Consider the following 22723-nt stretch of genomic DNA (forward strand, 5'->3'; position numbering starts at 1 on the left):
CAGGGATTGCTGCAATCTACCCGTTACCCGGTACGTAGTCATAAAATGTCACGTTGCATTAACCCCGGTCTCTCCAATCCCCCGCTATAGTTATTGCCTGTCACGTCAGTCATAAAACCATGGAGATAACATGAGCCAACTTTTTTCCACTGTCTCGCTGGGCGAACTTACGCTGGATAATCGCATTGTGATTGCGCCGATGTGCCAGTACTCCGCTGAAGCAGGCAATGCCACCGCCTGGCATCGTATCCATCTTGGCCAGCTGGCCTTTTCAGGCGCAGGTCTGATGATTATTGAAGCCACCGCCGTAGAGGATATTGGCCGTATCTCTCCCGGCGATTTGGGCTTGTGGAATGATGACAATGAAGCTGCGCTGAAAACGGTGCTGGAAGATGTGCGCCGCTACTCCTCTATTCCGGTGGGCATTCAGCTCGGCCATGCGGGCCGCAAAGCGTCGTGTGCCGTACCCTGGGAAGGCGGTAAGCAGATTGCACCTGAAGCCGGCGGCTGGCAAACCGTGGCACCGTCCGCACTGAGCTACAGCGCGGATGAAGTGAAGCCGGTTGCCATGAGCACTGACGATCTGGCGCGGGTAAAACAGGCCTTTGTCGATAGCGCCCGACGCGCGGTGCGTCTGGATATTGAGCTGATCGAAGTCCATGCCGCACACGGCTATCTGCTGCATCAGTTCCTGTCGCCGCTGTCGAATCAGCGCAGTGATGAATATGGCGGCTCGCTGGAAAACCGTATGCGCTTCCCACTGGAGGTGTTCAAAGCCGTCCGTGAAGCCGTACCCGCGTCCGTGCCGGTAGGCGTGCGTATTTCTGCTACGGACTGGGTCGAAGGCGGCTGGGAAATCGAGCAGTCGATCGCCTTTTCACGTGAGCTGGAAGCGCTGAACTGCGCCTATATCCACGTCTCAAGTGGGGGTCTGTCGGAAGATCAGAAAATCAGCGTGGGGCCTAACTACCAGGTGCCGTTCTCACGCGATATCCGTGAACAGGTGTCGATTCCGGTGATTGCGGTTGGCCTGATTACTGAACCGCAGCAGGCGGAAGGTGTGCTTCAACAGGGCGATGCCGATCTGGTCGCACTGGCGCGCGGTATTCTCTACGATCCACGCTGGCCGTGGCACGCTGCGGCTGTGCTGGAAGGCAAAGTCCAGGTTCCGCCGCAATATCTGCGTTCTGAGCCACATGATGTTAAAGGCATTCTGACGCAGGATCAGTAAGCTTTACGGGCAGAACACATAGACGTTGCTCTGCCCGCTTTCTTATAAGATACCTTTGAGTCGCAGATGCTGCAGCAGCATGATGGTTTTAGCATCCACAATCCTGCCCTGATCGATGGCCTGTAACGCCTGATCAAAATCGAGAGCCAGCACCTCGATATCCTCACCCTCTTCCGCAATTCCGCCGCCTTCGCCGCTGCGGTGCTGATCGTCATACTCAGCAATAAAGAAATAGAGCTTCTCCGTCACCGAGCCGGGGCTCATAAAGGCTTCAAACACCTTCTGAACATGGCTGACGCGAAAACCCGTCTCCTCTTCCGCTTCGGCAACAATACGCGCTTCGGGCGAGGCGTTATCCAGCAGACCGGCGGCCGCTTCAATCAGAAAGCCATCATGTCCATTCAGGAAAACCGGAAAGCGAAACTGACGGGTCAGCACCACCGTACGTTTGTCACGGTTGTAGAGCAGGATCACTGCGCCGTTACCGCGGTCATAGGCTTCACGGCTCTGCTCCTGCCAGCGGCCGTCACGGCGCAGCAGCGAGAAGGTATATTTCTTCAGGGTATACCAGTTATCTGACAGCAACTGCTCATTGATGATGCGCACGCGGGGATGGTTCTGCTGCATGATGCTCTCCAGTATAGTAGACAGCTATCACGCTATCATGCAAAATCGTGCAACTTCAAGAAAAAACATGCAAAGGCCAGTCATGCTATCCCGCCAGCGAAAACAGACGATTCTTGCCCTGCTCGCCCAGGAAAAACAGGTGCAATCGCGCGACCTCAGCCAGCGCTTTGGCCTCTCCGAAGACTCTATCCGCCGCGACCTGCGTGAACTGGCGGCTGAAGGCTTATTGCAGCGGGTGCATGGCGGTGCCCTGCCGGTTTCCGCTGCGCTGGCCACCTTTGAAACGCGCAAAAGCGTGCAGACCGCCTCAAAGCAGGTTATCGCGCAGAAGGCAATCTCGCTGATCCAGCCGGGACAGATTGTGCTGATTGATGGCGGGACCACCAGCGCGGAACTGGTGCGACAGTTACCCGCAGCGCTGAGCTTTACCGCCATCACCCACAGTCCCAGCGTGGCGCTGGCATTAGCCGATCATCCACTGGTGGAGATCATTATGGTTGGCGGGCAGCTCTATAAGCATTCAGTGGTGACGGTGGGCGCATCAATGCTGGAATCGATCAACCGCATTAATGCCGATCTCTTTTTTATGGGCGTGACCGGTGTGCATCCGGCGGCCGGGCTGACCACCGGCAATTACGAAGAGGCGACGGTGAAGCGTGCGCTGGCAGGACGTGCAGCAGAAACCGTGGTGCTGGCATCAGCCGAAAAGCTGAATTCCGCCTCCGCCTTTGCCATTGGCGATCTGTCACTGGCCAGCACGCTGATTGTAGAAACGCAGCCGGACAACGCGCTGCAACTGGCGCTGAGCCAGCAGGGTGTGACGATCATCTGAGTTCGTAGCAGGCGTGCAGCGCAAGATGCGGGCCTGTCAGCGGTCGCCGTGCCGCGGGAAACTGCAGGGCAACCGGCGTCATTGAGCTTTGCGCCAAAGCCACCGCAATGGCTCCCTGCTGATACGCCTGCTCGGCGGCTGCCGCAATCAGTGCAAAGTATCGTGTTGTGTCCCCCGCTTTAAACGCCGCCCACGCGCCCTCCACCAGCGCAATCTCTGTCTGGCTGCCCCGCTGGCAGAAGAGCGTCCGCGTCGCCGCCAGTGTTGATTCTGCCGCACAGAGCGCGACTGTCCGCCCTGCCTGCCGCTGCAGCGCCTCCGCTAACATCCCGTCGGTGCGCATAACCCGATCCTGCGCGCTGAAATCACCGGCAACCGGCCCCAGCGTCGAGCAGGTGATCAGCACCGCATCGAACTGCGGCAGCAGCGTTTCAATCATTTGGGCAATACGGCGGCGTAATCCAGTTGTCATCCCGCCGCTGCATTCCGCTTCTGCCAGCAGCGCAGGCATTACCAGATGATTCAGCGGCGACGTCTCATATGCCAGTGCGCTGGCGGCATCATCAAATATTGCGATATTACTGGCCGCGGTGTGAAAGCAAAGAATGTTCAGGGTGAGCTCCGTTACACGTCAGATTGCGGATTGCCAGGCTGCATGCTGGATAACAACACGATAACCATCCTTGTCGCTAAATGTCACGCCCCGTTGATCCCAGTAAGGATTAAATGCAGGAACCCGCAGAAATCCTGCCTCATCCATACAGGCACATCGGGCCAGCCAGTCAGGCCGTTGCGGAATGTAGAGCACCAGCAGGTCCTCATCCGTTGGCGATGGCCGGACGGGATGCGTGTGACAGAGCGTGAATTCGAGATGCCAGCCCAGCCCTTCAGCGCCCAGCATCACGCCACTGAACCCCTGATGATCGGTAAACTCACCGATTTCTTGCAACCCCAGCCCGTGGCAATAGCTCTGACTGCTTTGCGTCAGGTCTGTCACCGGTCGGGCAATACGCAGATGCTGGATAATCATGGTTCTCTCCCTGTAAAATTCCCTGATATTTATCACAATCTTCAGAGCTACCCGTGACGCCGGATGCGCAGCAACTTTCCATGTCCATAAATTGAAGGCATAAAAAGCCCGCTTTAGCGGATTTGGGAGGGAGCTGACAGTCAACCCGCGTTTACTTCGCGTAATGCGTGTCATACCGCACGGCTGAAGACTCGCCTGCCCGTTTTTTTGCAAGCGGATGTGAACAGCCGTCAGTCTGAACCCGCGACATGAATGGTCCTGCATCCGCGGTGTCCCCGCGGTTAGCACCTTATGCGCTGTTATCGGTAAATCATGCTTACCGCTCACAGCGTTAAACGCATTCCCGCCGCTGTCATCTACACTTTCCCGGTATTCATATGGTGATGCCCTGAGCATTGCCCGGCTATAAAAGGATGACAATATGACTGAACAAGCAACCCAGAACCACGCCTGGTTACTGGCTTCACGCCCTCACGGTGAGCCGACCAAAGAGAATTTCCGCCATGTGGCCCAGCCCGTCCCGGAAATCAAAGAGGGTGAACTGCTGCTGAAGACCATCTATCTCTCGCTTGACCCCTACATGCGTGGCCGGATGGACGAGGGTAAATCCTACGCCGCGCCGGCAGAGCTGGATCAGCCGATGGTGGGCGGCACCGTCTGTCAGGTCGTCGAATCGAAAAACAGCGAGTTTAAAACCGGTGACTGGGTGCTGGCGCAGAGCGGCTGGCAGGAATATGCCGTCTCCGATGGCAAAGAGATTGCGAAGCTGGGCAACGATCTGCCACATCCGTCATGGGCGCTGGGCATTCTCGGGATGCCAGGCTTTACCGCCTATATGGGCCTGATGGATATCGGTCAGCCAAAAGCGGGTGAAACCCTCGTCGTTGCCGCCGCAACCGGTCCGGTAGGCGCAACAGTTGGTCAGTTGGGTAAACAGAAAGGCTGCCGTGTCGTCGGTGTGGCGGGCGGTGAAGAGAAATGCCGTTTCGCGGTCGATACGCTGGGCTTTGATGCCTGCCTCGATCACCACAGTGCCGACTTTGAAGAGCAGCTGAAAAATGCCTGCCCGGATGGCATCGATATCTACTTCGAAAACGTCGGCGGCAAAGTGTTTGATGCCGTGTTCCCGCTGCTGAACACCGCTGCGCGCGTGCCGGTCTGTGGTCTGGTCTCGGCTTACAGCCAGCGTGAGCTGCCGGAAGGCCCGGACAGAACCTCACTGATCATGGCGGGCATTCTGAAGCGCCGCATCCGTATGCAGGGCTTTATCATCTTCCAGGATTACGGTGACCGTTATCCGGAGTTCCTGGAGGCGATGCGTCCGCTGGTGGAGAGCAAAAAAATCCACTATCGCGAGCACATGATTGAAGGGTTAGAGAACGCGCCACAGGCGTTTATCGATATGCTGAATGGCAAAAACTTCGGTAAAACCGTGGTGAACGTCGGCGCCTGATGACGTTAGCGTGCCACGTCATTGACGTGGCACGCCATTAATCAGTGCGGCTGCCGGGAAACGTGTTCGGCAGCTGCACGATTTGCCGCACTCACCGCTTCTGCCAGCGTTACCCCGCTACTCAGGCGCTGACACAACACGCCGACAAAACAATCCCCGGCACCGTGGGTGCTGACCAGTGTCACCTTCTGCGCCGCCAGTGTATGCGTCTCTCCCGCCTCGCTGTAAGCCACACCATGTTCACCAGCGGTAACCACCACTCTGGCAAACCGGCTGGCCAGCGATTCTGCCGCTGAGCGCGCCGACGTCAAATCCTGCACGCTAATCCCGCACATATCGCGCGCTTCAATGGCGTTCACCACCAGCAGATCGATACAGTTTTCAAACGCGGCTGACAACGGCCGGGCGGGCGCGGCATTGACGCAGACCGTAATCCCCCGCTGCTGTGCCGCCTGGGCCGCACAGAGGTTCACCGCTTCCGGGACTTCATTTTGCAGCACCAGCAGCGACACCTCCTGCCAGAAGCCGGGTTGCACAAAGGTCTCCAGCGGGATCTGCTGATTGGCATTGGAGACCACCACAGCACCGTAATCTCCTTCGGCATCGGTAATCGCCACGCTTATCCCGGAGGGAAGCGCATCAATGATGCTGACGGCGGTGCAATCGACCCCCGCCTGCTGCAGATGATCCAGCAGGAATTGCCCCTGCTGATCGCGCCCCACTGAACCGGCAAAGCGCACTGTGGCACCCGCGCGTGCCGCTGCGACGGCCTGATTACCTCCCTTGCCACCAAACTTATAGTGACAGGCGCTGCCCATCACGGTTTCGCCTTTTTCCGGGCGATGGTGTGCATCCAGCATAATGTCGTAGTGAAGACTGCCGGTGACTGCAATTTTGCTCATAGCTAGAATTCCCGCAGATCCTGAACCGCATGCTGGGTTTTCATCAGGTTCTTCTCCGCCCGCTTCAGATCTTTCTTGGCGATAGCGACAAACAGCGCATCCAGAATATTGAGTTGGGCGATGCGTGACGCGGCGTTTTCACCCAGCAGATGCGATCCCTGAGAGGTTGAATTGAGGACCACATGCGCACTCTGCGCGATCGGGGATTCGGCGTAGTTGGTAATGGCGATAACCTTCGCGCCATTCCTTCCCGCCAGTCTGACCGGATCGTTCACCGCACGCGTAGCACCCGAATGGCTGATGGCGATAACCACATCGTCATCAGATAACACGGCGGCAGACATCAGCATGATGTGGGCGTCGTCATAGGCAGTCGACTTAATGCCAATCTTCAGCATCTTGTGTGACAGGTCCCGCGCCACGGCGGCAGAACCGCCCACGGCGTAGAGATCGATATGACGCGCTTTAAAGATAATGTCCGCCGCACGATTGAATTCAGAAACATCCAGAATCGATAAGGTCTCTTCAATCGCCTGGATAGAGGTTCTGAAAACTTTGGCCAGCAACTGCTCCGATGAATCATCCGGCTCAATTTCCGCATGCAGCCCTGCCACTTCAGACTGGTTGTAATAAATCAGGCCACTTCTGAAATGCCTGAAGCCGGTGAAGTTAAGTTTTTTGGTAATCTTAACGATCATCGCTTCAGAGACATTATTCTCCCGCGCAATCTCCTTTAATGAGGATTGCTCGGTAATGTCGGTTCGGGCAATTATCGCCTCAGCTACCCGACGTTCTAACGGCGTCAGCTGGGGCAAACGCATACGAATCTGAGCGCCAATGGCTCGCGGATCTTGCTTCATTACTTGCCTCGGGTCGCCCGGTCAATCAACATCGCTATGATAATAATAAGGCCGGTAGCGAGCAATTGGTAAAAGGCCTGAATGTTCAGTAAGGTCAAGCCATTACGTAACGCACCGAGGATAACCACGCCGATCAGCGTCCCGAAGATACTGCCCTTGCCGCCCATTAACGACGCACCGCCAATCGCCGCCGCCGCAATCGCATCCAGTTCCCACAGGTTGCCGATGGTCGGTTCGGCAGCCCCCAGACGACCAATCAGAATCAGCGAGGCCAGTGAGGCCAGCAGGCCGGAGAAGATATAGACCGTGACCTTGGTGCGCTTAACCGGCACACCTGCGACCCGCGCCGCCTCTTCATTGCCGCCAATCGCCAGAATATATTCCCCCAGCGGGGTCTTATTCATCACCGTCCACAGCAGCAGCGCAATCACTGCCACAATCACAATCGGCGTGGGGATACCGAAAAGCGTACTGTTGATCAGGCTGCGAAATTCCAGCGGAATACCGAAGATGGGATTGCCGCCGGTGTAGATCAGCGCAATGGCCCGGAACAGCGACAGGCCGCCCAGCGTGACAATAAACGGCTGCAGCCCGGCATAGGCGATCAGCGTGCCGCTGAACAGTCCGCACATCGCGCCCACACCCAGCGTCGCGAGGATCGCCAGCGGCACCGGCACGCCCGATGCCATCAGGGTTGCACCCAGCACCGCAGAGAGCGCCGCAGTGGGGCCGACCGAGAGGTCAATCCCGCCGGAGATAATCACCAGCGTCATGCCCAGTGCGATCAGGGCGTTGATGGAGGACTGCTGCAGAATATTCAGCAGATTAGGCAGGGTGAAAAAGACCGGTGACAGAAACGAAAATGTCACCACGATAATCAGTAAGCCAATTAAGGTACCGGCATCACGCAGATTAAATTTAAGCCGCAGCGCAGGTCGGGTACCCGGCCCGGTAGATGTGTGAGTTGTCATAGTTATAACCTTAAATAGTGTCAGGTAAGCGGTCAGGCCGTCTGGTCGATATCTTTGATGGCATAACGGGCAATGTTCTCTTCGGTGATCGCGCTGCCGGTTAACTCTTTGGTTATCCGGCCCTCGCGCATCACCAGCACCCGATCGGAGATGCGCATGATCTCGGTCATTTCTGACGACACCACCACAATGGCTTTGCCCGCCTGGGCCAGTTTTTCAATCAGGTGATAGATTTCAGACTTGGCACCAATATCGATACCGCGCGTCGGCTCATCAAACAGAAATACATTGGCATCCGCCGCAACCCAGCGGCCGATGATCACTTTTTGCTGATTGCCGCCGCTCAGCGTGCCGATGGTTTTCTCAATGTCGAGCGGGCGCAGTTTCAGGTCGCCCATAACTTTCAACGCCTCGCGGTCCAGCCGGGCCTGGTTCATCAGCCCCGCCGACGTGAAGCGGTGCATCGACGGCAGCGCCATATTCATCTTCACCGCCCGCTCTTTGATAATGCCCTCTTTCTTACGGTCCTCCGGCACCAGGCCAATGCCCGCTTTGATGGCCGCGCGCACGTTGTGGTTCTGCACTGCGTTGCCATTGACGCTTACCTTGCCAGCTGTGCGCCGGTCGATACCAGCAATCAACTTCAGCAGTTCGGTGCGCCCGGCACCCACCAGCCCGGCAATCCCCAGCACTTCGCCCGCACGAACGCTGAAATTGGCCGCCACCACCTCATTGCCACGCGTCAGATCCTCTACCCGCAGCACTTCGCGATCGGTGACAAATGCCTGATGGTCAAGCTTGTCGATCTTCCGTCCGACCATTTTGGCGACGATGCTCTCCTCATCCTCATCACTGATGTTGACCACCCCAACCTGCTTTCCGTCACGCATAATGGTGGCGCGGTCGCACACCCGGAAAATCTCATTCATCTTGTGCGAGACATAGATCAGCGAAACGCCGGTCGACTTCAGATCGCCAATCAGCTCCGCCAGCCGATCAAATTCGCGTGGCGTCAGGCTGGAGGTCGGTTCATCCATGGCGATGATTTTGGCGTCATCCAGCAGCGCCCGGGCAATCTCAACGATCTGCTGCTGCGATACCTTGAGGTTCCTGATCGGCGTATCGGGATCGATAGTGGGATCCAGCGTCTTCAGAATCAGGGTGGCCCGCGCCAGCTGGGCCTTTTTATCCACCCACCAGCCCCCGGCGCGGGTCAGCGGGCGACCCAGAAACATGTTCTGCGCCACGGAAAGCTCAGGCACATGCTGCAACTCCTGGTGGATCATCGCGATCCCGGCCTGACGGGCGCTGAGCGGACTGCGGATCTGCACCCGGTTTCCGTTGACGCTGATCTCTCCGCTGTCCGCGCCGCGAACGCCGGAGAGGATATTCAGCAGCGTCGACTTACCCGCGCCGTTTTCCCCAATCAGCGCGTGCACCTCGCCGGGCCGCACTGAGAAATCGACCTCCTGCAGCGCGGCGGCGTTACCGTAACTTTTGCTGATGCCACACATCATTAAGCGAAACTGTTCCATACCCGCTCCCGCTGACCTATTGTTGAGCCAGCAGCTGACGCAACCGGTTGTTGTCTTTGGTTGAGAACGCCTCGACATTCTCTTTAGTGATCAGCGCCTGAGGTGTCGAGACAACGCGCGACAGTTTCTGTCCGTTGATCAGACGGATAATGACGTCCATCGCCACTTCACCGGTCAGCACCGGGAAACTGTCGACCGTGCCGGTCAGCTCGCCGCGCTTAATCGAGGCGTAGGCATCGGAAATACCGTCAGTGCCAAAGATGGCCACCTGTGACGCTTTGTTCTGCGCGCGTACCGCCTCCACCACGCCCAGCGCCATGGTGTCGTTGTTGGCATAGAAGCCGATCAAATCAGGATGCTGCTGCAGAATGGTCGATGCGGCGTTAAAGGCCTGCTCGCGACTCCAGTTAGCGGGCACGCTGGCCACGATGGTGAACTTCCCTGCGCTGTCCAGCGTCTCTTTAAAGCCACGGGTGCGCTGTCCGGCGGCATAAACCCCTGGCTGCCCTTCAATCACCGCCACTTTGCCGCCCTGCGGATGGTGCTGAATAAACCACTTCGCCACCCGCACGCCATTGTCCTTCTGGACGTTGCCGACGTAGTAGCGCGCATTCGGCATTACTGCATCATTAACGTTCACCACCGGAATATTTTTACTGTTGGCACTCTCCAGTGCAGGCTCCAGGTTGATATCGGTCTGCGGCGAAACCAGCAGGCCGTTAAAGCCCTGCGAAATCAGTGTTTCCGCAATGGAGAGCTGACCGAGCTGATCGTCTTCATTGGCTGCCGCCTGATAAGCGACAGTGAAACCATACTTTTTCGCCACGTTCTGATAGCCCTGGCCGAGTGAGCGCCAGTACTCATTGGTCAGGGTTTTCGATACCCCACCAATCTTCAGCGACTTATCGACTTTTGGCAGTGCGCCATATCTGGTGTCGAGCTGGGTCCAGTCGGTGCGATCCGGTTCAGTATCGGATTGCAGCGGTGCCAGTTCTGCCGCATAAACCGTGCTGCAGAGCAGTGAGGAGGCGATAAGAGCAAGCAGGCGTTTTTTCATTTTTTATTCTCAGGGTGTTGGGTAGAGGTGTGATGTTTTTATGATTAATCGGCTGTCAGCGCGCCAGCATGATGTCATTGACGATCTGCTGAGAGGCCACCGCATCCTGACGCCCGATGGCCGCCAGTAACGCCGCGTTGTCGTGCAGCTGGTCACACAGCCTCAGCAGACGGGTCACGGTCGCAATATTGCTTTCTGCCTCACGGATTGGGTCAAGACCGCTGGCATCCGGGAAGGTATCGAAGTAGTAGGCACCGCGGTAGCCATCACGCTGCATCTGCCAGAGAAACTCCAGCGTGGCGCGTGGGTTGACTGAGCCGACCATCAGGCCGTCATCACGCTTGCCCCAGCCGTCATTAAGGTCCAGCCCCAGCAGCCGTGAGCGGCGCGCCACCATGGCGGCGGCGTAAGCCGGGATCTCATTGGCAAACAGGACATGAGCAAAATCCAGGGTGATCCCCAGGTTGGCGCAGCCCGCCTCTTCCACAGCCAGCAGACAGGTGGTGGCGTTGGGAAAGATGCTGTAGGCGCGTGGCTCATTGGGTTTATATTCGATGCTGACGTCAACGTCCGGTGCATACTCCGCCACTTCACGCACGGCGCTGACCGCATCCTCCCAGATTTTCTTATAGTCCGCCTGGAAGCAGTAATCGAAACCGTCCTGCCCCATCCACAGCGTCATCAGCCGTGAACCAAATTCCCGACCCGCGTCGATGCCGCGCTTGGTCAGTTCAATCGCTTCGCGACGCACTTTCGCGTCGGGATGGGTAAACGCGCCGATTTTGAACTGCGGCGCGTCCCAGCGCATCTGCATACCGTTAACGGCCAGACCCGCATCACTGATCGCCTGGCGCAGTGTGGCGATATCGCTGGTGAGATGTTGCGGATAGTTGAGGTCGAGATGCGTTAAGCCTTTGACCTTGCCTGCACGGGCAACCATCTGCAGCACAGAGGGCTTGCCCTGCTGATCGGGCCAGTAGAGGTGCGCCCCCGAGGCGAAAGAGTTAAGACGGGTAGCAAATTTCAGTTCCGACATGAGCATCAATCCTTCAGAGTGCGTATTGTGAAGTACTTTTCGTATTCACGATTAATTGTGAAGTCATATATTAATCTACGCCTCGCGGCTTAATGCGCAAGTCTGTCAGGCAGGAGAAATCGTTAAAGCGGGAGCGCTGTCACGAAATGGTTTCGATGCGTTATCAGATGGTGTGAATACGGAGATGAAAGAATTGAGATGAAATACAACAGGTTGTCGCGATAAGCCGGGCGTGAGATCTGACAGGCAGAGGTGTGAAAAAAGCTGAGCGCCGGGGCGGCGCTCAGCGGGTCAGGATTACTTCAGACGGAAAGCGACAACGCTGTCGCCCGCCGTGGTGCCGAGCGAGCCGTGGCCGCCCGCGGCAATCACCACATACTGCTTGCCATCTTTGCCCATAAAGGTGGATGGCGTGGCCTGCGCACCCGCGCTCAGTTCAGTCTGCCACAGCAGTTCGCCAGTGGTGCTGTCGTAAGCACGGAAGAAGTTATCTGCCGTTGCGCCGTGGAACACCAGATCACCCGCCGTCAGCAGCGGTCCGCCGTGCGCCACCATACCCATCGGGAAACCGAGCGGGAAGCGGCCAGGCAGGAAGCTGGTCTTGAGGTTTTTGGTGGTACCGACGCGACGCAGCCATTCAGTTTTGCCGGTGGTCAGATCCACACCGACCATCCGTCCCCACGGTGGCGCGATGCAGGGAATACCCAGACCCGACGCCATCTGCTGGATGTGGATAGCGTAATCTCCGTGGAAGTTTTCATTCCAGTACGGCGTGCCATCTTTGGTGAAAGTACGCTGGGTTTCGGTTTCCGGCGTGCGCTTAATCAGGTTGTATTTGTAGGCCAGGCGCACCGGTGCCGCAATCAGCATCTGACGCTGCGGATCAACAGCCACGGAACCCCAGTTAAACACCCCGATGTTGCCCGGGAAGATCAGCGAGCCTTTCTCGGTTGGCGGCGTCCAAGGGTTACCATCATAACGCAGCTCACGGAAGGTCGTGCGACAGGCCATCTGGTCAAATGGCGTAATGCCCCACATCGACTTCTCAGTCAGCGGCTGCGGAATGAAGTTCAGGCTGGAGACCGGCTGGGTCGCCGCGTACTGTTCGCCCTTAATGCCATCCGTGGAGACCTTAACCTGCTCTACCGGGTAAACCGGCTCACCGGTCAGGCGGTTCAGCACAAACAGGTTGCCGGTTTTCGTCGGCAGGATCACCGCCGGTTGCGGTTTGCCCTGATAGTTGATGTCCACCAGCGACGGCTGTGACGGGTTATCGCGATCCCAGAGGTCGTGGTTCGAACTCTGATAACGCCATTTGAACGCTCCTGTTTTCAGATCCAGTGCCACCAGCGCATCACGGAATTTTTCAGTGTTGCTGGCGGGATCGCGTTCAAGTCCCACTTCATCCGGCGAGGCGTTACCAAACGGCACATAAACCAGGCCGTTTTTCAGGTCGGCGCTCAGGGTGGCCCAGGCGACCGGGGTATCCTGTGGATAGGTTGCGCCTGCGGCGACCGGTGCGGTGTGATCCGGATTAGCCGGATCGAAGTTCCACACCAGACGACCCGTAACGGCATCATAGGCACGGATCACACCCGATGGGTTGCCGCTGTTGAAGCCGTTATCCATCACCGAACCGCCAACGATCACCAGATTGCCTGCCACCAGTGGCGCGGCAGTCTGCATCAGCGCGTGCGGACGCACCTCGCCCATGTTGGCGCGCAGGTTTACCACGCCGTTGTCACCAAAGTCAGCACAGGCTTTACCGGTATCGGCATCCAGCGCCAGCAGGCGGGCATCGGTGGTCGCATTAAAGATACGTTTACGGCAGATAGCCGGGGATGCGCCTGTCTGCTGCTCCGCCTGTTGACCGGCATCGAAGTAGCTCACGCCACGACAGGTCTGGTGCTGCTGCAGATAAGAGCGGTTTTTATCCGGCGCTGTTTTCCACTTCACCGCACCGGTTTCCGGATCAAGAGCATGGACTTCATTGTGCGGCGTACAGAAGTAGAGCATGCCGTTGGCTTTCAGCGGTGTCGCTTCAAAGGTGTATTCAGTCGCATCATCACCCTGGCGCAAATCGCCGGTGTGATAGGTCCAGGCCACTTCCAGATCTTTCACGTTATCTTTAGTGATCTGCTTCAGTGCCGAGAAACGCTGGCCATCCGTCGTACCGCCATAGGCGTTCCACTCTTCAGTAGCACCGCCGGTCGCGGAACTATTACGTTGGGTGTTAATGGTGCCCTGTTGCGGCAGCGGATCGTAGAAGCAGAGGCCAATCACCAGCAGCACCATCAGCACCACTGAGCCGCCAAGGAAAGGATGGAAGCGACGCTGTCCCTGATAGAGAGGACGTACCACCCATGGCAGCGCCAGCCAGAGACCCAGCACGCCAAACAGGTCGCCGCGCGGGATCCACTGCCATTTGTCGAAGCCCACTTCCCAGATCGTCCAGAACAGCGTAACCCACATCAGCAGCGCATACAGCGTCAGTGCACTACGTTTGTTCATCATCAGCAGAATCGCGCTGAGCAGAACGCCCACACCCATCAACGCATAAAACGCGCTGCCTCCTGCAAGCAGAAGTTGTCCTCCCATGTAAATCAGGGCGATAGCAAATATCACCATGATTACACTGGTTATTTTATTGATCATGATCCATCCTCGGGTCATTAGCAGTCATCAGAAAGTTAAGCTGGAAACATAAATTCAACGAGATTTTAACGTACATGAGAAATATGTAAAAACGTGTACAGGCGTAAATCATTAGTAATATTTATTAGAAATGTCGACTGCAGAGGCTTTACCACCGCTTTATTTACTTTCCTAAGGGCCAAATACGCGATATCCATCACAAAAAATTAACGATAGGCCGTGCGTTATCGCACCTTTTGTTCAAAGGTGAATAACTGACAGACCCGTTGCGCTTCATGAACGCCAGCTTAAGTCTGATCAAACAGGGGTAATAAGTGTCAAATAAGCCTAATGGTTTATTCACGCCGTGCTGCAAAAGCTCTTAATGCTATAAGCAGAAAACTTAATACACTGCAGTTTTAAACTGTCTGCTGATCAGTGCTCATGCGGTGTCAATGATTTTCAAAGTATTAATTCTGGCAGTTGACTTTAATCTGCCATTATTTTTTTAGCGCTTCATTTAATAAGAAACAGATTAATAATAAAAGGGATTCTGACCATGAAATCGCTTTCAGATATTCCGTAGCCTGACGCTGTTTCTATCTGTGATATATATCAGCACTGTTATAAGAATTTATCCGGCCAGCAGGCGGGATTTTCTCTGGCAGCAATAACCCAAGGCTAACTATGTCCGCACTTCACAGTATTTATCGTAAGTTTCGTTTCCCGTTTAAATTTATTAATGCAGCCATTCGCTATCCTGCCGCGCAGGTACGGGTAAAGCGTTATTCCGTCATGTCGATAGAAGAAACTATCGATCTGCTATTACGTAAACCGCAATTATCACTGGCCCGTTACGGCGACGGGGAACTGGAGATGACCTGGTATAAAAACATTGGCTTTCAGCCATTTGACCCAAAACTGTCGGCAAGGCTCAAGGCGCTGCTGCTGCAGGCCCCCCAGGACAACCCGGACTGTCTGATTTGCCTGCCGGATGCTTTTCGCACCACCCGCAGTATGAAAAATGGATCGGCCCTGTTCTGGTTCTTCCATAAATCATTTTACTTTAAACATTATGATGCTCTGCTGAATCATCAGTACCAGTATGGCAATACCTCAGTGACCCGCCCTTATCACGATTATAAAAGCAAACAATTATCCAGGACGATATTCGATAAATTTAAACAGCTTTATCAGGGTCGCCGGGTATTAATTGTTGAAGGCAGTGGCACACGTCTGGGATTAGGCAATGATTTACTGGAGGGGGCCAGCGAAATTAAACGTATTACGACGCTGAACCGTAATGCTTTTTCCGTTTATGATCGTCTTTTCGATACGGTATTAGCGAATGCCGTCAACTTTGACCTGGTCTTAATTTCATTAGGGCCGACGGCAACCGTGCTGGCGTATGATTTAAGTCAGCGCGGAATTCGCTGTATTGATAGCGGCCATGTCGATATTGAATATGAGTGGATGCTGGCCAGTGCCACCAGCAAAGTAAAAGTGGCAGGAAAAAATGTTAATGAAGCGGGCGTGCTGCTGAGTGAACAGACAACAGTCGCTGATGCGACGTATCAGCGGCAGATGTTGCAGCACGTTGGCGAAATGCCACAGGATAAAACCACGGCTGAAGCGGACGTCGTGCTTATCCCACTGCCCCACGTCAGCAGCACGCATCATAACGCTGCCTGAGGTTCACCATCGACAGGCAATGACTGCACCGCATTGATGCGCAGGCGAATAATTAGCGGGATCAGCTAACCCTACACGGGGCGGGCTCAGCGGCCCGTACCCAGTGCTTGTCCGCTGTTTGCCGGATAAATGCCCTTTCCGGCATCAATTTTGCTTCTGCTCTCCTGAGACATTTAATCAGGAGAAGTGAGATGACAACCAGCCGTTACCGTTACACCATATTTTCACTGCTGTTCCTGATCGCCCTGATCAACTACATCGATCGCGGCGCCCTGTCATTTGCGGCCAACGCCATAGCGGCGGAGTACCACTTCAGCAAAGTCCAGCTCGGTGCCGTGCTGGGTTACTTTGGCTTTGGCTATCTGTTTGGTTCGCTGTGTGGCGGCTTTCTTGCCGACCGTATCGGCACGAAAAAAGTCTGGCTGCTGGCCGGCGTGCTCTGGTCGCTGCTGGAGATCGCCACCGCCTGGGCGGGTGAACTGGGCATGGCGCTGTTTGGCGGCTCCGCCATTATGGGCTTTGCTGCCCTGCGCATCCTGTTTGGTTTTTCCGAAGGCCCGGCCTATGCGCTGATGAACAAGGCGATTGCCCACTGGGCACCTGACAGCGAGCGTGGCTTCGCGTTGGGTATCGGCCTGCTTTCGACCCAGGTGGGTGCACTGCTGACCGCCCCGATTGCGGTGGGCCTGCTGCTGCTGACCCATGACTGGCGGATGATGTTTATCCTGCTGGGTGTGTTCTCCCTGCTGGCGATGGCGCTGTTTGCCCGCACCTTCAGCGACAGCCCGGAGAAAAGTCCACATACCAACGCCGCAGAACGTCAGCTTATCCAGACTGGTCAGCGCCGCAGCGCGGGCGACAGTGTCCCCCTCCCCTGGTGGCGCTTCTTTACCAGCCGCACCCTGGTCTGCAACGCGCTCGGTTACTTTTCATTCCTCTACATCACCTTTACTCTGGTGACCTGGATGCCGAAATATCTGCAGGATAATTTCCACTACGACCTGCACTCACTGTGGTACGTCGCGATGATCCCGTGGAGCGGCGCCTGTATCACGGTGCTGTTGGGCGGTCGCATTGCCGACGCCCTGCTGGCCCGCTTCCGTAACCTGCGTCTGGCGCGCAATCTGTTTGCCGCCGTCACGCTGTGCGGCACTGCCTGCTGCTTTATGGCGATCCCCTATGTGCAGTCGGCTGCCGGGATTATTGCACTCATGACCCTGGGCAATGCACTGAATGCACTGGTGAACAATGTCTACTGGTCGGTGGTGATTGATGTCACCCCGAAAGCGTCGGTGGGCACCTACAGCGGCATGACGCTGGCGATAGCCAATCTGGCAGCGATTATCTCTCCGATGCTCTGCGGCTGGCTGGCGGAATATTACGGCTACAACGCAATGTTTACCGTCACCGCGCTGATCGCCTTTGGCAGTATGCTGGCAATGACGCTGCTGCAACCGGAGAAACCGCTGGTGGCAGAGGCGCAGACCGGCGCAGCGGATGTTTCAGCCGCCTGATTTCAGACAATCAGATTGTCTGGCACGACGGTCATCTGACATGCGGGCGATCACACCCACACAGACTGACAGCCCCTGAGCGCTGGTTGCTCAGGGGCTTCAGCGTGTCACTCTGCGGGATAAACTGACTGTTCAGGTGTGCCCCGGCGATCCCAGCGGCTGGCGATCAGCCATAACAGTGCCGTCGCAAACCAGCCGATGATCCACGAGACATCATTACCGGCAAAAATCCAGGTCAGCGATCCATGGTGCAGCGGATTATCGATAAACGGCAGTTGCACCAGCACGCCCAGAAAATAGACGGTAATACCGGCCAGGTTCCAGCGACCATAGCGTCCACCCGGCTGCGACAGTGCCGGGACATCAACCTTGCCCCTGGTGATCAGATAGAAATCGGTCAGGCTAATCGCGCTCCACGGCACAAAGAAAGCCAGCAGAAACAGCAGGAAGTGGGTGAAGGATTTCAGAAAGGCCGGCTCACTGACCAGAGCAATGACGCAGGCCAGCGTCACCATCAGCACCACAAACAGAATACGCCCGCCCCGACTCAGCGTGGTTTGCTGACGGAAGCCAGAGATAATGGTGGTCAGTGACATAAAACTGCCGTAGGCGTTCAGCGTGGTAAATGTGATTTTTCCAAAGCAAATGGCGAAATAAATCACCATGGCCATGGTCGCCGTGCTGCCCATGCTCACGATGTAACCGACCTCATTGCCTGCAAACGCACTTCCGGCAATGGAAGCAACAATCACCCCCAGCGTCATTGAAGCCTGCGTGCCAAGTACGGTGCCAAAAAAGACCGAGCAGAAGAGTTTCTTCGCGGAGACATCAGCTGGCAGATAGCGCGAATAGTCCGACACATAGGGACAGAAGGCAATCTGCCAGGAGGAAGAAAGGGAAACCGCCAGCAGGAAATTTGCCGGGGTAAAGTGCTGATTCTGCCACACGGCGGATAAGTCATGCGTGGTGAACAGCGTGATAAACAGATAAGCAAAAGCTAAAACGCCGATGACGCTCGCGACCTTCCCGAGCTGATGAATCATGCGATAGCCCAGCACCGCGATGATCACGATGAGCATGCTAAACAGGATCATCCCGGCTGAATTGCTGACATCGATAAGTTTAGCCAGCGCCTGTCCCGCTAGCACTGTACCGCTGGCTGAAAATCCCACATACATCATGCACACCAGCACCAGCGGAATGACGGCACCAAACACGCCAAACTGCATACGGCTGGTGATCATCTGCGGTAAACCCAGACGCGGGCCCTGGATCGCATGCAAAGACATGATCGCTGCACCCAGAATCTGTCCCACAAGTAAGCCGATAAGCGACCACACGACGTCTCCACCCAGCACCACCGCCAGTGCACCCGTGACAATGGCCGTGATTTGCAGATTGCCACCGAACCAGAGCGTGAACTGGCTAAAGGAGTGACCATGACGCTCACGCAGCGGGATGTAATCAATGGAACGGGTTTCTGACAGGCGTGGTTTCTCTGCGCCTGAATAAGCTGATACAGATGATTTGACCGACATAGATTCCTCGCTGGAACAGTAAGAGACGCGTTAACTGAAAAAGTAATGTGCCCGGTTTCTGGTTGAAGATACATGTCTATACAATTAGCGAGAATGTCATGCGCCCTGACAAGTTACAAGGCAACCGGTCATTGGAAAATGTGATGATATCGACAGGCCTGTCATGATGCGGGGCACGAAAGGATGAGGAAGCGCGGGGACCTGTTTCCGGGGATAACGCCCTTATGACGGAGCGTAAAACGGGAGTAAGGCATTTTGTTCGATCACCGCCACCGACAATAGCGATGATCGGGTAACGCGTGCGATGTCAGGCCTGTCCGTTTCAGAGTGTGCGGAAGAGGAAAAATCCTGACGGTTACCCTTCAGCAACCACTCGCTGACGATGACAGTCGGCCGGTTCCAGTTTTTGCCCCTGTGAGGAAATAACCTCCAGCCGCGCAAGCGGCTTTCCTTCCACATTATCCAGCAGCACGGAGTGTGTCTCGCCTTTCTCAAACAGGTAACGCTCGCCCCACTGGCGCATCGCGACCACAACCGGAAACAGCGCACGACCTCTTTCGGTCAGAACATATTCGCTGTAGGCACTGCCGTCGGAGGCTGGCGCAATCTCAAACACCCCTATCTCCACCAGCTGCTTCAGGCGTGACGCCAGGATGTTTTTCGCCAGCCCTAAATTCCGCTGGAAGTCACTGAATCTGCGGACGTCATCAAAGGCTTCACGCACGATCATCATGCACCAGCGCTCACCTATCGACTCCAGGGTTCTGGCGATCGGACACTCGCTGGTTCTCAGGGATTCCTGCTTAGCCATGCTCTTCTCTCACGCTGCCTGTCTCATGATGCCAGTTTAGCCACTCCGAAAAGGAGTGGCAAAAAAAAACCAGCCCGGTTAAAGATATCGCCAATCCAGTTTCAAATAAAAACCAGAAAGGAAAGCAACATGACCTGTACGATTGGCAAGGCGCATGATCCTGAAGCCGATTCGCCCCCAGCCGCGATCCCGGCGCTTTCGTCCCGGATGATCTTTTTGTTCTCACTCACCTCTGCGCTGGCGGTCGCCAATGTTTACTCGGCACAACCTCTTCTGGAGTCGATCGCCGCCAGCCTGCAGGTTTCCAGCGGCACCATTGGCACAGTGGTAACGGCTACGCAGAGCGGCTACGCCCTTGGGCTCATCTTTCTGGTGCCGCTGGGCGACTGCGTGAACCGCAAAAAACTGGTGATTACCCAGTTGCTGTTTTCCGTGCTGGCGTTAATCACTGCTGCGGTTGCGCCAGACCTGATGACGCTGCTCTGCGCAATGCTGCTGGTGGGATTCATGGCGGTGGTCACGCAGCTAATGGTGGCGTGGGCCGCCATGCTGGCGTCACCAGAACAGCGCGGACAGGTGGTGGGCAGCGTGACCCGCGGCATCGTGATCGGCATCCTGCTGGCGCGCTTTGTTGCCGGAATGATTGCCGATCTGGCGGGCTGGCGTGCGGTCTATCTGACGGCCGCGGGCCTGTTACTGCTCATTTCGCTGATACTGGTGAAAGTGCTGCCCGCTACAACCGGCCAGACGCCGCGCACCGCTTACCCTCAGCTGTTACTGTCGGTGCGTCGGTTGTTCCGCACAGAACCGCTGTTGCGCAGGCGAGGCATCCTGGCGCTGCTGATTTTTGCGGCCTTCAGTATGCTCTGGTCCTCGATGGTGCTGCCGCTGACCGCCCTGTCGCTGACACACACTGAGATTGGGATGTTCGGACTGGCGGGCCTGGCCGGGGCGCTGGCGGCCTCCAGAGCGGGCACATGGGCTGATCAGGGACGGGGGCAACGCGCCACGAGATTCGCACTGGCGCTGCTGACCTTCTCCTGGCTGCCGATAGCCGCGCTGCAAAGCGCGCTTCTGCTGCTGGTTTTAGGGGTGATCCTGCCAGACTTCGCTATCCAGACGGTGCATGTGATTAATCAGAGCCTGCTCGTGGCGGCCCGGCCCGAGGCGGCCAGTCGTCTGGTGGGTGCCTATATGTGCTTTTACTCGCTGGGTAGTGCGCTGGGCGCGACTGCCGCCACCCAGCTTTACGCCCTCTGGGGATGGCATGCCGTCTGCTATGCCGGTGCCGCGGTCAGCGCCTGCGCCTTTCTGTGCGGGTGCAGAGCAGGTCAATCATAAAATTACCCTGGTCTGCTGACCATTTTCCTTATTACCGATGACCCGGTGGCGTTCTCCGGGCGGGACAAAGCGCAGATCGGCGCGGTGCGTGATAGTTGCCCTGCGGGACAGGCGCCCCCTCCGGCGGGCGACGTCTGAACCTGCTGCCTGAAGACTTTGGTATACAACGCCCTGCCGGTTCATATAGGTTATTTCTCACAGCCACCCTGTTCCAGGAGGAGCACATGCCGGAGTATTGTTTTTTTAAAAAGGGTCACCAGATTACTGTGCTGGAGAGAAGCGACAGCGCGGGTATGGATCAGCTGTCACAGAGCGGCTACGAGAAACAGTTTGAAGAAGTCACCGCCCCTGATGAAAAGCGTGCGCTGGCGCGTTTTCATGATATTCGAAATGACGAGCAGCACCGGGAGAATGCTTTTGCCCGCGGCGAAGTGTTTGTCGTATTGACCCTGGGACTGCTTAGCGTGGCGGGCTGGCTCTTTTTTAAATAGGCCGGCACGCCCTCAGTCAGCGGGAGAATGGCCCGGGAGGATAATTAACCTTCGTGACGCTGGCAGAACGCTTCGATGTTACCGTGCTGAAAGTCGGGCAGATTCGCGAGCAGTTTCTCCAGTGGCCAGTTCCACCAGGCAATGCGCTGCAGGCGGGCGGCAATCGCAGGCGTAAACCGGACCCGCAATGGCCGGGCCGGAACACCGCCCACCACGCTGTAGGGCGCAACGTTTTTCGTTACCACTGCGCCCGCGGCCAGCACCGCGCCATCGCCAATAGTGACGCCGGGCAGCACAATGACGCCGTGCCCGATCCAGACATCATTGCCAATCACCACCCGATCGGCACGACGGGCAGCAAAGAAGCTCTGATCGCGCCGCGCGTCGGGATGATAATACTCCGGGCAGTAGGTAAAGCGATGCTGCGAGGCGCGGTCCATAGGATGATTCGGCGCACCGATACGCACCTGACTGGCAATGGCGCAGAAACGCCCCACCTGTGTGTCGGCCAGGCAGCAGTGCTCGCCGACATAGGAGAAGTCACCCAGCTCACTGTATTCCAGCGTGCTGTGCGCCAGGATCTCACACTGCTGACCCACGGTGGTTTCCCGCATCCGTACACTTTCATCAATCCAGGTGTGCGTTAATCGGGCGGGCATAGCGGCGGCAATGGACATATTACTCCCGGTCAGGATAAGCAACACCCCGGCGGCGTGCTTTTGCCGCACCACCATACCCACCTTTAATGACAGAGAATTGACACAGAAAAAAGGCGGAGTGGTTAGCTCCGCCTTGTTTCAAGTTCCGGTTAACCTGCGTGACCGGTCAGTTGCATAAGGGCAACGATGATCTGCAAGATGACCCGGATAAGATCCAGAATCAGCTTAGTCAGTTCCATCACTTTCCTTCTCCTTTTTCAGGAGCGCGCTGTTCGGCAACCAGGGCTTTGACTCTACCCGCCGGGCGCCTAAGCACATCTTTGTGGAGAGGGCTGAGCGGCACTCATGGTTAAAGCCACAGGCCAGCACCACCTGATGCCTGCCGGGATTTTAAAACCGTGCCCCTGGGAGCGGCCAGTCGACAATGAGGCGATGCTCAACACTCAACACATGTATAAACATACAGTATTTTGGCGAAACTTGAAATCCTTAGCCGCACATTTTACAAT

Annotated in this window: 20 protein-coding genes; 7 read left to right on the plus strand and 13 right to left on the minus strand. The window is 56.4% G+C overall.

What is annotated here, in order from left to right; all coding sequences use genetic code 11:
• The first annotated feature begins 130 nt into the window (after nucleotides 1-130).
• On the plus strand, nucleotides 131-1231 hold the full coding sequence (locus ACTJKZ_RS05060; RefSeq protein ID WP_161734727.1) for an NADH:flavin oxidoreductase/NADH oxidase: 1101 nt from the start codon (nucleotides 131-133) through the stop codon (nucleotides 1229-1231).
• A 42-nt stretch (nucleotides 1232-1273) separates the two neighbouring features.
• On the opposite strand, the gene ACTJKZ_RS05065 is transcribed toward ACTJKZ_RS05060, so the two are convergent.
• Nucleotides 1274-1858: an NUDIX domain-containing protein gene (locus ACTJKZ_RS05065; RefSeq protein ID WP_161734724.1), complete on the minus strand. Its 585-nt coding sequence runs from the start codon at nucleotides 1856-1858 to the stop codon at nucleotides 1274-1276.
• A gap of 82 nt (nucleotides 1859-1940) precedes the next feature.
• On the opposite strand from ACTJKZ_RS05065, the gene ACTJKZ_RS05070 reads away from it, so the two are divergent.
• Complete coding sequence (locus ACTJKZ_RS05070; protein ID WP_440829513.1) at nucleotides 1941-2690, plus strand: DeoR/GlpR family DNA-binding transcription regulator; 750 nt, start codon at nucleotides 1941-1943, stop codon at nucleotides 2688-2690.
• On the opposite strand, the gene ACTJKZ_RS05075 is transcribed toward ACTJKZ_RS05070, so the two are convergent.
• On the minus strand, nucleotides 2683-3162 hold the full coding sequence (locus tag ACTJKZ_RS05075; RefSeq protein WP_237566716.1) for a glutamate racemase: 480 nt from the start codon (nucleotides 3160-3162) through the stop codon (nucleotides 2683-2685). The genes ACTJKZ_RS05070 and ACTJKZ_RS05075 overlap by 8 nt on opposite strands.
• A gap of 159 nt (nucleotides 3163-3321) precedes the next feature.
• Complete coding sequence (locus ACTJKZ_RS05080) at nucleotides 3322-3720, minus strand: VOC family protein (protein WP_161734718.1); 399 nt, start codon at nucleotides 3718-3720, stop codon at nucleotides 3322-3324.
• A gap of 421 nt (nucleotides 3721-4141) precedes the next feature.
• Here ACTJKZ_RS05080 and ACTJKZ_RS05085 point away from each other — a divergent pair, with 421 nt between their 5' ends.
• On the plus strand, nucleotides 4142-5173 hold the full coding sequence (locus ACTJKZ_RS05085; protein WP_161734715.1) for an NADP-dependent oxidoreductase: 1032 nt from the start codon (nucleotides 4142-4144) through the stop codon (nucleotides 5171-5173).
• A gap of 41 nt (nucleotides 5174-5214) precedes the next feature.
• Here the strand turns inward: ACTJKZ_RS05085 and ACTJKZ_RS05090 are convergent, their stop codons facing one another.
• The 7 genes from ACTJKZ_RS05090 to ACTJKZ_RS05120 form a co-directional block, all read right to left on the minus strand.
• Nucleotides 5215-6075, minus strand: a complete 861-nt coding sequence (locus ACTJKZ_RS05090) for a PfkB family carbohydrate kinase (protein WP_440829324.1) — start codon at nucleotides 6073-6075, stop codon at nucleotides 5215-5217.
• 2 nt (nucleotides 6076-6077) lie between these two features.
• On the minus strand, nucleotides 6078-6935 hold the full coding sequence (locus tag ACTJKZ_RS05095) for a MurR/RpiR family transcriptional regulator (RefSeq protein WP_161734709.1): 858 nt from the start codon (nucleotides 6933-6935) through the stop codon (nucleotides 6078-6080).
• Nucleotides 6935-7906 (minus strand): ABC transporter permease, encoded by a 972-nt coding sequence (locus ACTJKZ_RS05100; protein WP_260058185.1) that lies wholly within the window; start codon nucleotides 7904-7906, stop codon nucleotides 6935-6937. Before ACTJKZ_RS05100 ends, ACTJKZ_RS05095 begins: the two co-directional genes overlap by 1 nt.
• A gap of 32 nt (nucleotides 7907-7938) precedes the next feature.
• Nucleotides 7939-9441 carry a sugar ABC transporter ATP-binding protein gene (locus ACTJKZ_RS05105; protein ID WP_440829325.1) on the minus strand — a complete coding sequence of 501 codons (1503 nt, stop codon included), beginning with the start codon at nucleotides 9439-9441 and terminating at the stop codon, nucleotides 7939-7941.
• Between the two features lie 16 nt (nucleotides 9442-9457).
• Nucleotides 9458-10498: a sugar ABC transporter substrate-binding protein gene (locus ACTJKZ_RS05110; RefSeq protein ID WP_161734703.1), complete on the minus strand. Its 1041-nt coding sequence runs from the start codon at nucleotides 10496-10498 to the stop codon at nucleotides 9458-9460.
• Between the two features lie 55 nt (nucleotides 10499-10553).
• The gene (locus ACTJKZ_RS05115; protein ID WP_285085772.1) at nucleotides 10554-11534 is read right to left on the minus strand and encodes a TIM barrel protein; all 981 of its coding nucleotides are present in this window, start codon (nucleotides 11532-11534) and stop codon (nucleotides 10554-10556) included.
• Between the two features lie 297 nt (nucleotides 11535-11831).
• Nucleotides 11832-14189, minus strand: coding sequence for a membrane-bound PQQ-dependent dehydrogenase, glucose/quinate/shikimate family (locus tag ACTJKZ_RS05120; protein WP_440829326.1), 2358 nt, complete (start codon nucleotides 14187-14189; stop codon nucleotides 11832-11834).
• Nucleotides 14190-14855: 666 nt separating this feature from the next.
• On the opposite strand from ACTJKZ_RS05120, the gene ACTJKZ_RS05125 reads away from it, so the two are divergent.
• Both ACTJKZ_RS05125 and ACTJKZ_RS05130 read left to right on the plus strand, forming a co-directional pair.
• Nucleotides 14856-15860 carry a GT-D fold domain-containing glycosyltransferase gene (locus ACTJKZ_RS05125; protein ID WP_161732330.1) on the plus strand — a complete coding sequence of 335 codons (1005 nt, stop codon included), beginning with the start codon at nucleotides 14856-14858 and terminating at the stop codon, nucleotides 15858-15860.
• A gap of 191 nt (nucleotides 15861-16051) precedes the next feature.
• Entirely contained in the window at nucleotides 16052-17374 is a 1323-nt protein-coding gene (locus ACTJKZ_RS05130) for an MFS transporter (RefSeq protein ID WP_161732332.1), read from the plus strand.
• Nucleotides 17375-17481: 107 nt separating this feature from the next.
• Here the strand turns inward: ACTJKZ_RS05130 and ACTJKZ_RS05135 are convergent, their stop codons facing one another.
• Both ACTJKZ_RS05135 and ACTJKZ_RS05140 read right to left on the minus strand, forming a co-directional pair.
• Nucleotides 17482-18912 (minus strand): purine-cytosine permease family protein, encoded by a 1431-nt coding sequence (locus tag ACTJKZ_RS05135; protein WP_440829327.1) that lies wholly within the window; start codon nucleotides 18910-18912, stop codon nucleotides 17482-17484.
• Nucleotides 18913-19267: 355 nt separating this feature from the next.
• Entirely contained in the window at nucleotides 19268-19723 is a 456-nt protein-coding gene (locus tag ACTJKZ_RS05140; RefSeq protein ID WP_440829328.1) for a winged helix-turn-helix transcriptional regulator, read from the minus strand.
• A 129-nt stretch (nucleotides 19724-19852) separates the two neighbouring features.
• On the opposite strand from ACTJKZ_RS05140, the gene ACTJKZ_RS05145 reads away from it, so the two are divergent.
• The gene (locus tag ACTJKZ_RS05145; RefSeq protein WP_440829329.1) at nucleotides 19853-21064 is read left to right on the plus strand and encodes an MFS transporter; all 1212 of its coding nucleotides are present in this window, start codon (nucleotides 19853-19855) and stop codon (nucleotides 21062-21064) included.
• A 224-nt stretch (nucleotides 21065-21288) separates the two neighbouring features.
• The gene (locus tag ACTJKZ_RS05150; protein ID WP_161732341.1) at nucleotides 21289-21555 is read left to right on the plus strand and encodes a hypothetical protein; all 267 of its coding nucleotides are present in this window, start codon (nucleotides 21289-21291) and stop codon (nucleotides 21553-21555) included.
• A 44-nt stretch (nucleotides 21556-21599) separates the two neighbouring features.
• Here ACTJKZ_RS05150 and ACTJKZ_RS05155 read toward each other — a convergent pair whose 3' ends face one another.
• Entirely contained in the window at nucleotides 21600-22232 is a 633-nt protein-coding gene (locus ACTJKZ_RS05155) for a DapH/DapD/GlmU-related protein (protein ID WP_253421887.1), read from the minus strand.
• Nucleotides 22233-22723: the final 491 nt, after the last annotated feature.

This window comes from Pantoea sp. 22096 (assembly GCF_052045955.1).
GTDB lineage: Bacteria > Pseudomonadota > Gammaproteobacteria > Enterobacterales > Enterobacteriaceae > Pantoea > Pantoea alfalfae.

What these genes read in the sequence shown, in the direction of transcription:
- ACTJKZ_RS05060 (WP_161734727.1), top strand. Translation starts at nt 131, where the DNA reads ATGAGCCAACTTTTTTCCACTGTCTCGCTGGGCGAACTTACGCTGGAT.
- ACTJKZ_RS05065 (WP_161734724.1), bottom strand. Translation starts at nt 1,858, where the DNA reads ATGCAGCAGAACCATCCCCGCGTGCGCATCATCAATGAGCAGTTGCTG.
- ACTJKZ_RS05070 (WP_440829513.1), top strand. Translation starts at nt 1,941, where the DNA reads ATGCTATCCCGCCAGCGAAAACAGACGATTCTTGCCCTGCTCGCCCAG.
- ACTJKZ_RS05075 (WP_237566716.1), bottom strand. Translation starts at nt 3,162, where the DNA reads ATGACAACTGGATTACGCCGCCGTATTGCCCAAATGATTGAAACGCTG.
- ACTJKZ_RS05080 (WP_161734718.1), bottom strand. Translation starts at nt 3,720, where the DNA reads ATGATTATCCAGCATCTGCGTATTGCCCGACCGGTGACAGACCTGACG.
- ACTJKZ_RS05085 (WP_161734715.1), top strand. Translation starts at nt 4,142, where the DNA reads ATGACTGAACAAGCAACCCAGAACCACGCCTGGTTACTGGCTTCACGC.
- ACTJKZ_RS05090 (WP_440829324.1), bottom strand. Translation starts at nt 6,075, where the DNA reads ATGAGCAAAATTGCAGTCACCGGCAGTCTTCACTACGACATTATGCTG.
- ACTJKZ_RS05095 (WP_161734709.1), bottom strand. Translation starts at nt 6,935, where the DNA reads ATGAAGCAAGATCCGCGAGCCATTGGCGCTCAGATTCGTATGCGTTTG.
- ACTJKZ_RS05100 (WP_260058185.1), bottom strand. Translation starts at nt 7,906, where the DNA reads ATGACAACTCACACATCTACCGGGCCGGGTACCCGACCTGCGCTGCGG.
- ACTJKZ_RS05105 (WP_440829325.1), bottom strand. Translation starts at nt 9,441, where the DNA reads ATGGAACAGTTTCGCTTAATGATGTGTGGCATCAGCAAAAGTTACGGT.
- ACTJKZ_RS05110 (WP_161734703.1), bottom strand. Translation starts at nt 10,498, where the DNA reads ATGAAAAAACGCCTGCTTGCTCTTATCGCCTCCTCACTGCTCTGCAGC.
- ACTJKZ_RS05115 (WP_285085772.1), bottom strand. Translation starts at nt 11,534, where the DNA reads ATGTCGGAACTGAAATTTGCTACCCGTCTTAACTCTTTCGCCTCGGGG.
- ACTJKZ_RS05120 (WP_440829326.1), bottom strand. Translation starts at nt 14,189, where the DNA reads ATGATCAATAAAATAACCAGTGTAATCATGGTGATATTTGCTATCGCC.
- ACTJKZ_RS05125 (WP_161732330.1), top strand. Translation starts at nt 14,856, where the DNA reads ATGTCCGCACTTCACAGTATTTATCGTAAGTTTCGTTTCCCGTTTAAA.
- ACTJKZ_RS05130 (WP_161732332.1), top strand. Translation starts at nt 16,052, where the DNA reads ATGACAACCAGCCGTTACCGTTACACCATATTTTCACTGCTGTTCCTG.
- ACTJKZ_RS05135 (WP_440829327.1), bottom strand. Translation starts at nt 18,912, where the DNA reads ATGTCGGTCAAATCATCTGTATCAGCTTATTCAGGCGCAGAGAAACCA.
- ACTJKZ_RS05140 (WP_440829328.1), bottom strand. Translation starts at nt 19,723, where the DNA reads ATGGCTAAGCAGGAATCCCTGAGAACCAGCGAGTGTCCGATCGCCAGA.
- ACTJKZ_RS05145 (WP_440829329.1), top strand. Translation starts at nt 19,853, where the DNA reads ATGACCTGTACGATTGGCAAGGCGCATGATCCTGAAGCCGATTCGCCC.
- ACTJKZ_RS05150 (WP_161732341.1), top strand. Translation starts at nt 21,289, where the DNA reads ATGCCGGAGTATTGTTTTTTTAAAAAGGGTCACCAGATTACTGTGCTG.
- ACTJKZ_RS05155 (WP_253421887.1), bottom strand. Translation starts at nt 22,232, where the DNA reads ATGTCCATTGCCGCCGCTATGCCCGCCCGATTAACGCACACCTGGATT.